This is a genomic window from Pseudomonas sp. (assembly GCF_028293835.1).
Classification (GTDB): Bacteria; Pseudomonadota; Gammaproteobacteria; order Pseudomonadales; family Pseudomonadaceae; genus Aquipseudomonas.
Window position 1 is genome coordinate 1 of the sequence record NZ_JAQGNX010000015.1, and the last position, 13,430, is coordinate 13,430.

12 protein-coding genes and 4 tRNA genes are annotated in these 13,430 nt (G+C 57.1%); 6 read left to right on the forward strand and 10 right to left on the reverse strand.

What is annotated here, in order from left to right:
• Positions 1–3: 3 nt before the first annotated feature.
• The 4 genes from JWR17_RS01735 to JWR17_RS01750 form a co-directional block, all read right to left on the reverse strand.
• Positions 4–79, reverse strand: a tRNA-Gly gene (locus JWR17_RS01735).
• Positions 80–82: 3 nt separating this feature from the next.
• A tRNA-Glu gene (locus JWR17_RS01740) sits at positions 83–158 on the reverse strand.
• 101 nt (positions 159–259) lie between these two features.
• Positions 260–335, reverse strand: a tRNA-Gly gene (locus JWR17_RS01745).
• Positions 336–339: 4 nt separating this feature from the next.
• Positions 340–415 (reverse strand) — tRNA-Glu (locus tag JWR17_RS01750).
• 279 nt (positions 416–694) lie between these two features.
• Between JWR17_RS01750 and JWR17_RS01755 the strand changes: the two genes are divergently transcribed.
• Positions 695–1,465 carry a hypothetical protein gene (locus JWR17_RS01755; RefSeq protein WP_299827699.1) on the forward strand — a complete coding sequence of 257 codons (771 nt, stop codon included), beginning with the start codon at positions 695–697 and terminating at the stop codon, positions 1,463–1,465.
• Between the two features lie 57 nt (positions 1,466–1,522).
• Here JWR17_RS01755 and JWR17_RS01760 read toward each other — a convergent pair whose 3' ends face one another.
• The gene (locus JWR17_RS01760; RefSeq protein ID WP_299827701.1) at positions 1,523–2,014 is read right to left on the reverse strand and encodes a GAF domain-containing protein; all 492 of its coding nucleotides are present in this window, start codon (positions 2,012–2,014) and stop codon (positions 1,523–1,525) included.
• A complete protein-coding gene (locus JWR17_RS01765) occupies positions 2,011–2,901 on the reverse strand; it encodes an ATP-binding protein (protein WP_299827703.1) in 891 nt (296 codons plus the stop codon). The genes JWR17_RS01760 and JWR17_RS01765 overlap by 4 nt, the downstream gene beginning before the upstream one ends.
• An 85-nt stretch (positions 2,902–2,986) precedes the next feature.
• Here JWR17_RS01765 and JWR17_RS01770 point away from each other — a divergent pair, with 85 nt between their 5' ends.
• Entirely contained in the window at positions 2,987–5,305 is a 2,319-nt protein-coding gene (locus JWR17_RS01770) for a response regulator (RefSeq protein ID WP_299827705.1), read from the forward strand.
• A gap of 46 nt (positions 5,306–5,351) precedes the next feature.
• Here the strand turns inward: JWR17_RS01770 and JWR17_RS01775 are convergent, their stop codons facing one another.
• Together JWR17_RS01775 and msrB are read right to left on the reverse strand one after the other, a co-directional pair.
• A complete protein-coding gene (locus JWR17_RS01775) occupies positions 5,352–5,837 on the reverse strand; it encodes a glutathione peroxidase (protein WP_299827707.1) in 486 nt (161 codons plus the stop codon).
• Between the two features lie 114 nt (positions 5,838–5,951).
• On the reverse strand, positions 5,952–6,347 hold the full coding sequence (gene msrB / locus JWR17_RS01780) for a peptide-methionine (R)-S-oxide reductase MsrB (protein ID WP_299827708.1): 396 nt from the start codon (positions 6,345–6,347) through the stop codon (positions 5,952–5,954).
• A 192-nt stretch (positions 6,348–6,539) separates the two neighbouring features.
• Between msrB and JWR17_RS01785 the strand changes: the two genes are divergently transcribed.
• The 3 genes from JWR17_RS01785 (at position 6,540) to JWR17_RS01795 (ending at position 9,623) form a co-directional block, all read left to right on the forward strand.
• Positions 6,540–7,751 carry a pyridoxal phosphate-dependent aminotransferase gene (locus JWR17_RS01785; RefSeq protein WP_299827710.1) on the forward strand — a complete coding sequence of 404 codons (1,212 nt, stop codon included), beginning with the start codon at positions 6,540–6,542 and terminating at the stop codon, positions 7,749–7,751.
• A 228-nt stretch (positions 7,752–7,979) separates the two neighbouring features.
• Complete coding sequence (htpX, locus tag JWR17_RS01790) at positions 7,980–8,867, forward strand: protease HtpX (protein ID WP_299827712.1); 888 nt, start codon at positions 7,980–7,982, stop codon at positions 8,865–8,867.
• A 105-nt stretch (positions 8,868–8,972) separates the two neighbouring features.
• Positions 8,973–9,623 carry a DUF2959 domain-containing protein gene (locus JWR17_RS01795; RefSeq protein ID WP_299827714.1) on the forward strand — a complete coding sequence of 217 codons (651 nt, stop codon included), beginning with the start codon at positions 8,973–8,975 and terminating at the stop codon, positions 9,621–9,623.
• Here the strand turns inward: JWR17_RS01795 and JWR17_RS01800 are convergent.
• Positions 9,620–10,276: a thiopurine S-methyltransferase gene (locus JWR17_RS01800; RefSeq protein ID WP_299827716.1), complete on the reverse strand. Its 657-nt coding sequence runs from the start codon at positions 10,274–10,276 to the stop codon at positions 9,620–9,622. The two genes, JWR17_RS01795 and JWR17_RS01800, sit on opposite strands and share 4 nt — an antisense overlap.
• Before the next feature lie 103 nt (positions 10,277–10,379).
• On the opposite strand from JWR17_RS01800, the gene JWR17_RS01805 reads away from it, so the two are divergent.
• On the forward strand, positions 10,380–11,147 hold the full coding sequence (locus tag JWR17_RS01805; protein WP_299827718.1) for a class III extradiol ring-cleavage dioxygenase: 768 nt from the start codon (positions 10,380–10,382) through the stop codon (positions 11,145–11,147).
• 206 nt (positions 11,148–11,353) lie between these two features.
• Here JWR17_RS01805 and JWR17_RS01810 read toward each other — a convergent pair whose 3' ends face one another.
• Positions 11,354–13,069: a DEAD/DEAH box helicase gene (locus JWR17_RS01810; protein ID WP_299827719.1), complete on the reverse strand. Its 1,716-nt coding sequence runs from the start codon at positions 13,067–13,069 to the stop codon at positions 11,354–11,356.
• Positions 13,070–13,430 lie beyond the last annotated feature (361 nt).

Sequence of the window (13,430 nt, forward strand, 5' to 3'; positions counted from 1 at the left end):
AAATGGAGCGGGAAACGAGACTCGAACTCGCGACCCCGACCTTGGCAAGGTCGTGCTCTACCAACTGAGCTATTCCCGCAAATGGCGTCCCCTAGGGGACTCGAACCCCTGTTACCGCCGTGAAAGGGCGGTGTCCTAGGCCACTAGACGAAGGGGACGCTGCCCGGAACATACGCTGTATGTCCCAGTGTCCAAAACACGATCCGAAAACCTTGTCTTGGTTTCACCAGCCCTGTCCGAAAACAAGACTGCTTAAAAATGGAGCGGGAAACGAGACTCGAACTCGCGACCCCGACCTTGGCAAGGTCGTGCTCTACCAACTGAGCTATTCCCGCTTAATGGCGTCCCCTAGGGGACTCGAACCCCTGTTACCGCCGTGAAAGGGCGGTGTCCTAGGCCACTAGACGAAGGGGACACACGTACAACATTCACTACTTATTTGCGCTTCGCTGTGTGCTTTACGCTGTAAGTGGCGCGCATTCTATGGATGCAGGGGCAGGTCGTCAACCCCAATCTATAAATATATCTAAATCAATGACTTCGCCATGCATTCGCTGTGCATTGACGCTTGATGCCTTTATAGGCGCGCCGGATAATCAGCGCCGTTAGTTTGACGAACGACCGTTGCACCTATCGGTCAATCAGCTTTTACCACTACACTCCGCCTGCACATTACCTGAACGAGGTTATAACGGTGACACCACTCATAATCGCCCTACTGATTGTCGCCGGCATTGCCATTCTGATAGCCATCGGCTTCCTTAACCACGTGGCCGAAAACAAGAAGCTGGAACGGGCTCGTGCCAGGATCGAGCTGGATGATCGCCTGCGTCGCTGCGGCGAGATCACCGAAACGTTCCCCGGTCAGTTAATGACGCCCGACCTCAAGCTGCTGCTGACGCGCCTGGAGCTCAACGTCAATCAACGCATGCTCGGGCTGAATCGCGGCAACAGCGCGCTCCAGGGGCGTATCGCTGCGTTGACCGCGCTGATCGATAAAGGCAACGACATTCCAATCAACAACCCGCCGAGCCCGATTCAAACCGAGGCCAAGGCCAAAGATGTGCGCTTTTTACTGGAAGCGTTACATGGCCAGGTGACCCGCGCCGCTCACGATGGTTTTTTGCCGACCGCCGAAGCCAAGCATTGGGTAAAGCAGATTCGCCACATATTGGTCATGCTGCACATCGAATTCTTCAATAACCTCGGGCAACTGGCGTTTACCCAGGAACAACCTGGTCAGGCACGTCTGGCATACGAGCGTGGCGTGCAGTACTTGAGTAAACAGCCGGAGCCAGCGGTTTATGCCGAACAGCTCAAGTACATGCAAAAGATGCTGGCGCGCTCCAACTCAATGGTGCTGACCAATATTGAACTGGTCGAAGGCGAAGAGAACGAACTGACCGACGGCCTGAAAGTCGCCGACGAACAAGCCGAATGGAAAAAGAAAGCCGTTTACGACTGATGCCGGTGTGGGGCAGACAACCCTTGCGCTTGTCTGCCCTGGCCGTATTGCCTACAGCTAAAGTGTCTGGCAGGTCGTGAGCTTAAGAAAGACCGCTACCAACTGTTCAACCCCCGCCCGATCCTCTTCAGAAAAACGCCCAACGCGTGGGCTGTCCAGATCCAGCACGCCAATCAGCTCTCCGTCCTTTATCAACGGCACTACCAGTTCGCTGGCGGAAGCGCTGTCGCAGGCGATGTGTCCGTCGAAGTCATGGACGTCCTCTACTCGCTGAGTGAGGCGAGTGGCCGCTGCCGTGCCGCAAACGCCACGCCCAAATGGAATTCGCACGCAGGCGATCTGGCCCTGGAACGGGCCAAGTACCAGCTCATCGCCACGGGCCAGGTAAAAACCGGCCCAGTTAAGGTCATCGAGCTGACTGAACAGGAATGCCGAAAACTGCGCGGCATTGGCGATGAAGTCACGCTCGTCCGCCAACAATGATTCCAGCTGTGCAACCAGCAAGGTGTAGCCATCGAGGCCTGCGCCGGCGCTTTTTAAGTCGATCATGCCTGCTGCTCCAAAAGCTGAAGCCCTACCCAATACCGGGCAAATTGATACGCACAGCGGCCATTGCGGTTACCGCGCCCGGTGGCCCAGCGCACTGCGGTGATGTCCAATTCTTCGTCGCGCTGCCACTTGAGCCCGGACTTGGCGGCCAATTCACCGATCCAGTGCTCAACCACATTCAAGAAGTGCTCTTGGGTGAACGGATAGAACGACAGCCACAGGCCGAAACGGTCGGACAAGGCGATCTTGTCTTCCACGCCTTCGCTCGGGTGAATTTCGCCATCGACCTGTTTCCAGTTTTCATTATCGCTGGCCTTCTCTGGCACCAAATGGCGACGGTTGGACGTGGCATACAGCAGCACGTTGTCGGGCGCCTGTTCCAGCGAACCGTCGAGCACACTTTTAAGCACCCGGTAATCACTCTCGCCCGCTTCGAACGACAGGTCATCGCAAAACAACACGAAACGTTGTGGCAGCTTCTGTAATTGCTCTACAACCCGGGGTAAATCCGCCAGGTGGTCACGCTCAATCTCAATCAGACGCAGGCCGTCCGCATGATTTTCTGCGAGCAGTGCGCGAACCAGCGATGACTTGCCAGTGCCCCGTGAGCCCCAGAGCAAAGCGTGGTTGGCCGGCAGGCCATCGATGAACTGTTGGGTGTTGCGCGACAACTGGTCGCGCTGACGATCAACGCCAATCAGGTCAGAAAGGCGCATGTCGAGGCTGACTTCCAGCGGCATCAGATAGCCCGTACGACCTTCCTTTACCCAGCGTGCTGCAAGGGTGCCGGACCAGTCGACGGGCTGGCGAAGCGCCGGCAACAAGGGCTCCAATCGCGCCAGTACTGCGTCGGCACGCTCGAGAAATGCAATTAACCGAGAGTCCACAATGTCTCCTTAATTAAACTGATAAAAGGCAAAGCTCAATCAGCTATGCTCCTCGTGACGGAACACTAGAATTGGCTCTGCCCTTATGGATATATCGTTCATCCATCGCCTGTCATTCAAGCAAGCACGATTGACAGTGCTGGTTGGCTTCATGCTGGGGACCCTGCTAAGTCTGGGTCAAATCGCTTTCGATTATGCCAGCGAAGACGCATCGATCGATCGTGAAATTCGTTCTTTGTTGGAAATCAGTCACAATCCGGCTTCGCGCATCGCCTACAACATTGATGCGGAACTGGCACAGGAGCTGGTCCTTGGGCTGCTGCACTCGCCCGCCGTTATTGGCGTTCGAATCGCCGACAACAATGACATAACCCTGGCCAGCGTTGAACGTCCCCCGGCGCAAAACCGCTACCGCATGGTCAGCGACGCCCTGTTTGGTGCAAGCCGTAAGTTCGAGGATTCCTTGCACCTTGACCACATGCCCACCGAGGCCATGGGCACCCTGCGCCTGACCGTGGACACGTTCGCGTTCGGCAGTCATTTCCTACAACGCGCCGGCATTACCCTTGTTACCGGTTTTACCCGTAGCCTGCTGCTGTCCGGGATTTTGATGTTGCTGTACTACATGACCCTCACCAAGCCGCTGGTCAGGGTGATTACGGCGCTGGCTGAAAGCGATCCGCGACGGCCGCTGCACTCATCTTTGCCCTGCCCGCCCGGCCATGAGCTGGATGAAATTGGTGTACTGGTGCGCGTAGCGAATCAGCAGTTCGACATGGTGGCTAGCGAGTTCGACCGACGCCGCGCTGCTGAAAACAGTGTGATCGATCATTTAAATGAGCTGGAAAATATCGTCTCGGCGCGCACAACAGAGCTCAAGGCCAGTAACACCCGCCTCACTCAATCCAACGATGAGTTACAGGCCGCGCGCAGTATTGCGGTAGAAATGGCCCATGCGCGCGGAGCGTTCCTGGCAAACATGAGCCATGAAATACGCACGCCACTCAACGGCTTGCTGGGAATGCTTTCGCTGTCCCTCGATAGCCCGCTCAACCCGGAGCAACGTCAGCAACTGTCCATTGCCCACGACTCGGGCAAGGTGCTAGTAGAGTTGCTCAACGATATCCTTGACCTGTCAAAGTTCGATGCGGGCCAATTGGAGCTGGAACATATCCCCTTCGATCTGGGCGCGCTGATCGAAGACACGGCCAATCTACTCTCGCAAAACGCAGCGCCCGCTGTCGAGTTAGTCTGCCTGATCGACCCGCTGTTTCCATCCCTGGTCCTTGGCGATCCTACCCGCGTGCGGCAGATCGTCAGCAACCTGCTTTCCAACGCATTGAAGTTTACGCGTTTTGGCCGTGTAGACGTCTGCCTGACAACACAGGAGGGCGGCATTCGAATCGACGTTTCTGATACCGGCATCGGCATCGCCGCAGCTGATCAGGCGAAAATATTCCAACCTTTTACCCAAGCGGCAGGCATCACACGCCTGTACGGCGGCACCGGCCTGGGCCTTGCGCTGACCCACAACCTGTGTGGCGCAATGCAAGGCCGACTGAGCGTGACGTCCGAGTTGGGCTTCGGCAGCCGCTTTAGCGCGGAGCTGCCGTTGATCACCCACACACCTGCGCCGGTGTTGGGGAAACTCAAAGGCCGGGTGGTCGCGGTCAGCGCTGCCGACAGCGGTCTGGCTGAACTACTGGCGAGCCTGCTGCCGGGATGGGGTATTGATTACCAGCGTAGCGGCATAGGCGACAGCTTGTTCGGCCTCGACCCGGACCTGCTGATTACTGACTGTCCGGAATGCCTGTTTGGCTTACGCCCCGCCATCTCCGCGCCGATCCTGCTGGTGACCGCTTATGGCAACTTCATGCCCAGCGAACAGGTCAGCGCCCTTGCCCCGTTGCATCAACAAGCACGGCCCCTGGCCCGCAACGCTCTTTATCAGACCCTGAGCCGCACGCTGCAACCCGAAGAGCACATTACTCAAGAGCTGCGGTTGCGCGACCAGGCGGCGACCCACCGCGCGCGAATTCTGCTGGTGGAAGACAACCCAGTGAATCAACTGGTGGCCAAAGGCATGCTGGGTAAACTGGGGTGCGAGGTGATTGTCAGCGGCCATGGCGCAGAGGCACTTGAACAGCTTGAGCTACTGCGCTTCGATCTGGTGCTGATGGACTGCAATATGCCGGTGATGGATGGTTATGAAGCCAGCCGGCAAATTCGCCAGAGCGGACGCTGGCCAAACCTGCCCATCATTGCCCTGACCGCCAACGCCATGCCCGAAGAGCGCGAACGCTGCCGTGCGGCCGGCATGAGCGACTACCTGGCCAAGCCCTTTCGCCGGGAAGAGCTGGTCAGTTTGCTGGATCAGTGGCTGACGCCAGCAGTCGTGGAATGAACCTGGAAGCCAACGGGTTGGCGAGGCAATCGACCAGCACCAGGGATTACCTCAGCAGCGCTTCAATGTCGCTGGTCAGGTCCTGGGGTTTGGTCAGCGGTGCGAAGCGCTTCACCAGTTTGCCGTCTTTGCCTATCAGGAACTTGGTGAAGTTCCACTTGATACGCTCCGAGCCCAATACGCCGGGCGCCTGCTTTTTCAGCTGGACGAATAACGGATGGGCGTCGCTGCCATTGACGTCGATCTTCTTGAACAGCGGGAAACTCACCCCGAAATTCAATTCGCAGAATTCCGATATCGCGCCTTCATTGCCCGGCTCCTGGTGGCCGAACTGGTTGCACGGGAAACCCAGCACCACCAACCCTTGATCCTTATAGGTCTGCCACAGCTGCTCAAGGCCCTTGTACTGCGGGGTGAAGCCGCACTTGCTGGCGGTATTGACCACCAGCACCGCCTTGCCCGCAAAGTCTGCCAGGGTTTTCTGCTCACCTTTTATGGTGGTACACGGAATTGTCAGCAGATTTTCGCTCATGGCAGCACCTTCGAAAGCAGAGGAATGTGCAGGAAACATAGTGCGCAATTGACTTGCGCACAATTTAATTCATCCCGCCGATATCACGCCATAACAGGTTAGCCCAACGCCCGCTTACTCGCGCGGGACCAGATCCAGGCACACCGAATTGATGCAGTAGCGCAAACCGGTTGGGGGCGGACCGTCTGGAAACACGTGGCCCAAATGCGCATCGCATTTGGCGCACACCACTTCGGTACGGATCATCCCGTGAGTCATGTCGCGGATTTCAATCACCGCGCTGCCTTCAAGGGGCGCGTAAAAACTCGGCCAACCGCAGCCGGAATCAAATTTCGTTTCGGAGTCGAACAACGGCTCGTTACAGCACACGCAGTGGTAGACGCCAGCGGTCTTGGTGCTGTTGTACTTACCGGAAAAGGGCCGTTCGGTCCCCTTCAGGCGACAGACGTTGTACTGCTCCGGATCAAGCATCGCTTGCCATTCTTCGCGGGTTTTTTCCAGCTTTTCCACGGGTACACCTCCAAAGCTTAAAAAGCCCGATCTGTATCTTTTCCAAGGATCGGGCGGCACGTATGATTGCGCCTCGTTAGGCGCCAGTCTGTCATCCACGTTTCATGCATACAAATCCATTTTCATGGCGTTCTGCTCGGCGAGCCAGGTTGTGTGAATACACTGGACCGTCCATTTTCGGGATCAATCACCATGCAGGTCAGCAAATCGAACAAGCTCGCCAACGTCTGTTATGACATACGCGGGCCAGTGCTCAAGCATGCCAAGCGTCTGGAGGAGGAAGGGCATCGCATCCTCAAGCTGAATATCGGCAACCCGGCGCCGTTTGGTTTCGAAGCGCCGGACGAAATCCTGCAGGACGTGATCCGCAACCTGCCGACCGCACAGGGCTACAGCGACTCGAAAGGCTTGTTCAGCGCACGTAAGGCAGTGATGCAGTACTACCAGCAGAAACAGGTCGAAGGCGTCGGCATCGAAGACATTTACCTGGGCAACGGTGTTTCCGAGCTGATCGTGATGTCGATGCAGGCGCTGCTTAACAATGGCGACGAAGTGTTGATCCCGGCCCCGGACTACCCGCTGTGGACCGCGGCCGTGAGCCTTGCTGGCGGCAATCCGGTGCATTACCTGTGCGACGAACAGACGTACTGGTGGCCAGACCTGCAAGACATGAAGGCCAAGATTACGCCAAATACCAAGGCCATGGTCATCATCAATCCGAACAACCCGACCGGCGCGGTTTACCCGAAGGAAGTGTTGCTGGGCATGCTTGAAATTGCCCGCCAGCACAACCTGGTGGTGTTCTCCGATGAAATCTACGACAAGATTCTCTATGACGACGCTGTCCATATCGCCACCGCGTCATTGGCCCCAGACCTGCTGTGCCTAACGTTCAACGGCCTGTCCAAGTCCTACCGCGTCGCCGGCTTCCGTTCTGGCTGGGTAGCGATTTCCGGGCCCAAACATAACGCCCAGAGCTACATCGAAGGCATCGACATGCTGGCCAACATGCGCCTGTGCGCCAACGTGCCGAGCCAACACGCGATTCAGACCGCACTGGGCGGCTATCAGAGCATCAATGATTTGGTGTTGCCTGCTGGCCGCCTGCTGGAGCAGCGCAACCGAACCTGGGAATTGCTCAACGACATTCCCGGTGTCAGTTGCGTCAAGCCCATGGGCGCGCTGTACGCTTTCCCGCGCATCGACCCGAAAATCTGCCCGATCCATAACGATGAGAAGTTTGTCCTCGACTTGCTTCTGTCGGAGAAACTGCTGGTGGTTCAAGGCACGGCTTTCAACTGGCCGTGGCCGGATCATTTCCGTGTCGTCACGCTACCGCGCGTCGACGACCTCGATCAGGCCATCGGCAGGATTGGTAATTTTCTCAAGACGTATCGTCAGTAAGCAATCAGCGCGCCTACCTTTCGTGTGGCCTGAACAGGCCGCACAGCATGCCTCGTGCCCCCGATCAACCGCGCACTGCTCTGGCTCGCGGGTTGTTCGGGCGCGCGGATTCGCAGCCAATAGCGAACAGGCGACACAGTTTGAAATAGTCCGTCTGTTGAATAGCAGTGGGCATCGCCTTATATACCCCGCATACGTTACATTTTTCATGAGGAGAACGTTTCAACCATGATGCGCATCTTGCTGTTTTTGGCCACAAACCTGGCGGTCGTGCTCATAGCGAGCATTACCCTGAGCCTTTTTGGCTTTAACGGGATAATGGCGGCCAATAAGGTTGATCTGAACCTTAATCAGCTATTGATCTTCTGTGCTGTGTTTGGCTTCGCCGGTTCGCTGTTTTCGCTGTTCATCTCCAAGTGGATGGCGAAGATGAGTACCGGCACGCAAATCATTACTCAGCCCCGCACCCGCCACGAACAATGGCTGCTGCAAACGGTTGAGCAACTGTCCCGCGATGCCGGTATCAAAATGCCCGAAGTCGGCATTTTCCCTGCCTACGAGGCCAACGCATTTGCCACGGGCTGGAACAAGAACGACGCCCTGGTTGCGGTGAGCCAGGGTTTGCTCGAGCGTTTTTCGCCCGATGAAGTCAAGGCGGTGCTGGCCCACGAAATAGGCCACGTCTCCAACGGCGACATGGTGACCCTGGCCTTGGTGCAGGGCGTGGTGAACACCTTTGTGATGTTCTTCGCACGGATCATCGGTAATTTTGTCGACAAGGTGATCTTCAAAAATGAAGAAGGCCAAGGCATGGCTTATTACATCGCGACTATTTTTGCCGAATTGGTCCTGGGCTTCCTCGCCAGCTCTATCGTCATGTGGTTCTCGCGTAAACGCGAATACCGCGCAGACGAAGCCGGTGCTCGACTGGCAGGCACCACCGCAATGATTGGCGCCTTGCAGCGTTTACGTTCGGAACAGGGCGTGCCGGTGCAGATGCCGGACAGCCTGACTGCCTTTGGTATTAATGGCGGGCTTAAACACGGCTTGGCTGGCTTGTTCATGAGCCACCCGGCACTGGAAGACCGCATCGAGGCGCTTCGCCGTCTTGGCTGATAAGCTTCATGCACGATGACCAAAGGGCGACGCGAGTCGCCTTTTTGTTTGGTCAGGAATAAGGTGCCTATCAATATTAAGGAACACTTTATTTAGGAGCGGCCCATGCGCCAATTCGCCCTTGCTTGCATCGCCCTGTTCGCTCTGAGTGGCTGCCAAAGCGCGTATTTCGCGGCCATGGACAAAGCTGGCATTCCGAAACGCCAGATGTTGGCTGGTCGGGTCGAGGACGCACGGGACGCGCAGAAGGACACCAGCAAGCATTTATCCAACGCGCTGGAAAGCTATCGCCGCGTCGTACATTTTGACGGTGGCGATCTCGAGAAACGCTATGACGCGTTGAACGATCAGTATCAAGCCAGTGTAAAAAGTGCTGACGCCATTCATCAACGGATCGACTCGGTTGAAAACGTTGCCGATGCGTTGTTTGACGAATGGAATGGCGAGCTTGATCAATACACCAGCCAAGACCTGCGTGCGGCGAGCGCTAGGGAACTGGAACGAACCCAAACCGAATACCGCGCGTTATTGACAACCATGAAAGCCACCGAGAGCCGTATTCCACCGGTTCTGAACGTGTTACACGATCAAGTACTGTTCCTCAAACACAACCTCAACGCCCAAGCGATTGGGGCGCTGAAAGACCAAAGCGGTCATCTGCAAAACAGCGTCTATGACTTGCTCAAGGACATGCAACGCTCGATAGATAGCTCTGATGCGTTTGTTCGCCACCTGCAAAACAGTGCCGCGCCTTAAACGCGTTTTAAACCATAAACCTGCTCATCCAACCGTGTAGCACCCGCACTGACGAATTTGCCGCTGACACTGAGGACATCGCAGGTTTCCAGGGTTTGGATCTGCCAATCCGTTCCCAGCAATTGCTGCACTTCGGCGTCGGGCACTGAAAACGGCGGGCCGTCGATTTCTGATTGCGGGTAGTCCAGGCTGATCAATAGCCCTCGGCAATCTGTCGGAAGCAAGGATGCCAGGTGCCTGGCATAACGCTGGCGCATCTCGGGTGGCAGGGCGATCAATGCCGCACGGTCATAAAGCCCCGCGCACCCGCCGACATCCGCGGCGGTCAAGGCAAAAAAATCGCCGCACCATAGCTCGATGGATTCGGCGCTGTAAACCTTGAACGGCCCGCGTCGGGTGATGGTCGCGGTCAACTGCTGCTCGCTGAAAAAATCGTCCACGGCTTTTTCCGAAAGCTCGACACCCACGACGCTGAACCCCTGCCCCGCCAACCACGCCAGATCAGGGCTTTTCCCGCACAACGGCACCAGCACCCGAACGCCGGACGTAAGTTCAAGGCCAGGCCAGAAGCGTTGCAGGTAAGGATTAACTTGCGGCAGGTGAAAGCCGATCTGATTGGCTGCCCAACGTTTATGCCAAAACTCCGGTTGCATGCTGACTCCTGATAATTCGATCAAATCAGGCTAAAACTTATATTAGATTTAGATCAATCTTTTGCCTGAATATGACGCCATCTTAACGCTCAGGACTCCGACTATGTTCCCTAGCTTGTTTATCTCCCATGGCTCGCCAATGCTCGCGCTGGAACCTGGCGCAAGCGGTCCGGCCCTGTTGCGTCTCGCGGCCGAGATGCCCAAGCCAAGGGCCATTGTGATCGTGTCGGCGCACTGGGAAAGTCAGGAACTGCTGGTAAACGGTAATCCGCAACCGGAAACCTGGCATGACTTCGGCGGTTTCCCGCCGGCGTTGTTTGCTGTGCAGTACCCCGCGCCCGGTTTGCCGGAATTGACTGCGCAAGTTGTTGAGTTGCTAGCAGCAGATGGGCTGCTCGCGCGCATTGATTCCCGGCGCCCGTTTGACCACGGGGTGTGGGTGCCTTTGTCATTGATGTACCCCCAGGCCGATATTCCGGTGGTGCAGGTGTCGTTGCCGAGCCGTCTGGGTCCGGCGCTTCAGACTCGGGTCGGCCGAGCATTGGCGAGCCTGCGAGAACAAGACGTGCTGGTGATTGGTTCTGGCAGCATTACCCACAACCTGGGCGAATTGGACTGGCACGCCGGGCCAGAAAGCATTGAGCCGTGGGCACTGGCGTTTCGTAACTGGATGGTGGATAAGCTGGCGAGCGGTGATGAGGCGGCACTGCACGATTATCGGCGGCAGGCGCCCAGCGCGGCGCGTAACCATCCGAGTGATGAGCACCTGCTACCCCTTTATTTTGCACGCGGCGCGGGAGGGGAATTCAGTATCGCGCATCAGGGATTTACCATGGGTGCGTTGGGGATGGATATCTATCGGTTTGGTTGAAATTGATGCCTTGCGGTTCTGTTGATTGATAAGCGCCGTCAGAAGCATCTGGTGGCGCCAGCATCCAGGTGATGCACACTCTCTGTTTGCTGCGCGACAGCGCGGCGTCGGAGACATGGCGGAACCTCCTACAGAATCCTCGAAACAAAAAAATCCCCGAACCAGTCGGGGATTTTTTATTCAGACTCGATCAGCTCAAGAGCAGATCAGTCTTCGCGATAGCGACGCAGCTTCAATTGCTTGCCTGCAACGCGGGTGTCCTTGAGTTTGGTCAGCAGACGCTCAAGGCCATCTTCCGGGAGCTCAACCAGGCTGAAGCTGTCGCGCACCTGGATGCGGCCGATTGCTTCGCGGGCCAGGCCGCCTTCGTTGAGGATTGCACCCAACAGGTTTTTAGCAGCGATGCCATCACGGGCACCCAGCGCGGTACGGCAACGAGCACGGCCTTCAGCCAACGGAACCGGAGCGCGACGCTCGCGATCAGCACCGCTGCGCTCAGGACGCTCGCTCGACGACGAACGATCGCTGCGCTCACGTGGTGCGCTGGTCGGAACCAGTGGGCGATCACGTTCGATGGCAGCCAAGGTCAACGCTTGACCGTTGGTTGCTTTGCGCAACAGAGCAGCAGCAAGGGCACGCGGGCTGCAACCGATATCGGCGATCAGGCGATCCAGCAGGTCACCGTGGGTCGATTCAGCATCGGCAACCAGCGGAGTCAGGCTGTTAGTCAACTTCTTGATGCGAGCATCGAGAACGGCCTGAGCGTCCGGAAGGCGGACTTCAGCAACCTTCTGGCCCGTCACACGTTCGATCACTTGCAGCATGCGGCGCTCGCGAGGCGTCACCAGCAACAACGCACGACCTTCGCGACCGGCACGGCCAGTACGGCCGATACGGTGAACGTAGGACTCTGGATCGTAAGGCATGTCCACGTTGAACACGTGGGTGATACGCGGTACGTCGAGGCCACGGGCAGCAACGTCGGTCGCAACAACGATGTCCAGACGGCCATCTTTCAGCGATTCGATGACGCGTTCACGTTGGTTCTGAGCGATGTCGCCGTTCAGCGCGGCAGCCTTGTAGCCTTTGGCTTCAAGGGCGCTGGCCAGGTCCAGGGTCGCTTGCTTGGTACGCACGAACATGATCAGTGCGTCGAAGTCTTCAACTTCCAGCAGGCTAAGAACAGCCGAGGTCTTCTGGTCAGCGTGAACCAACAGGTGAGCCTGTTCGATCGCGGTAACGGTTTGGGTCTTGGTCTGAATCTTTACGTGCTTCGGATCGCGCAGATGGCGTTCAGCGATGGCACGGATCGATTGAGGCAAGGTGGCCGAGAACAGAACGGTCTGGCGAGTCGGTGGCAGAGCCTTGAAGATAACTTCCAGGTCGTCCATGAAGCCCAGCTTCAGCATTTCGTCTGCTTCGTCGAGAACCAGGTGGTTCACGGTAGCCAGTACTTTTTCGTCGCGGCGAAGGTGATCGCACAGACGACCCGGCGTGGCGACAACGATCTGCGCGCCATTACGGATAGCTTTCAACTGCGGGCCCATCGGCGCACCGCCGTAGACAGCCACAACCGTTACGCCCGGCATTTGCTTGGCGTAGGTTTCGAAAGCGGTGGCTACTTGCAGGGCCAGTTCGCGAGTTGGCGCGAGGATCAGCGCTTGTGGTTCGCGTTTTGCCGGGTCGATGCGATGCAGGATTGGCAGTGCGAACGCAGCGGTTTTACCCGTACCGGTTTGCGCCTGGCCAATCATGTCATGGCCTTCCATGATGATCGGGATCGATTGCTGCTGAATAGCCGAAGGCTCTTCGTAGCCCGTTGCGATAACGGCTGCGAGGATATTTGGATGAAGTTCAAAAGCGGCGAAGCCGCCGAATTCCTGGGTCATGGGTCTGCCTCTAGTGCATCCGCAAAGACCCATGTTCCAAAGCTGCGCGTGCCGTGTAAGACCCTAGAGTCGCCCTGGCTGCTTTGTCGGCGGGGATTTGCGAAAACGTTTGAATGAATGGATCGTCAAGGATAGCCCGCAGAGCGGACAAGCAGCCGAAGCTGGCTTCGGGGAATTGCAATACCTGTAACGAGGGCCCGGTTAAAGGCCGGCGCGTACTATACCGGAATTACTGGAAAAAGTGAGGGTTATTTTTGCACAGCCACGACTGGGCCTCTGTGCAACTCAGGCGTTGTGCAAATCCGAGTCCGTACCTGATAGCCAATCGTCCGCCTTCGTTGAGACGGGCTGCTAAACCGGTTCACCCCCACTGCGTATGCAGCCGGCTGTGCGC

Coding starts and splice junctions, on each gene's coding strand:
- JWR17_RS01800 (WP_299827716.1), bottom strand. CDS start 10,276: ATGCAACCGGAGTTTTGGCATAAACGTTGGGCAGCCAATCAGATCGGC.
- JWR17_RS01785 (WP_299827710.1), top strand. CDS start 6,540: ATGCAGGTCAGCAAATCGAACAAGCTCGCCAACGTCTGTTATGACATA.
- JWR17_RS01760 (WP_299827701.1), bottom strand. CDS start 2,014: ATGATCGACTTAAAAAGCGCCGGCGCAGGCCTCGATGGCTACACCTTG.
- htpX (WP_299827712.1), top strand. CDS start 7,980: ATGATGCGCATCTTGCTGTTTTTGGCCACAAACCTGGCGGTCGTGCTC.
- JWR17_RS01810 (WP_299827719.1), bottom strand. CDS start 13,069: ATGGGTCTTTGCGGATGCACTAGAGGCAGACCCATGACCCAGGAATTC.
- JWR17_RS01770 (WP_299827705.1), top strand. CDS start 2,987: ATGGATATATCGTTCATCCATCGCCTGTCATTCAAGCAAGCACGATTG.
- JWR17_RS01805 (WP_299827718.1), top strand. CDS start 10,380: ATGTTCCCTAGCTTGTTTATCTCCCATGGCTCGCCAATGCTCGCGCTG.
- JWR17_RS01775 (WP_299827707.1), bottom strand. CDS start 5,837: ATGAGCGAAAATCTGCTGACAATTCCGTGTACCACCATAAAAGGTGAG.
- JWR17_RS01795 (WP_299827714.1), top strand. CDS start 8,973: ATGCGCCAATTCGCCCTTGCTTGCATCGCCCTGTTCGCTCTGAGTGGC.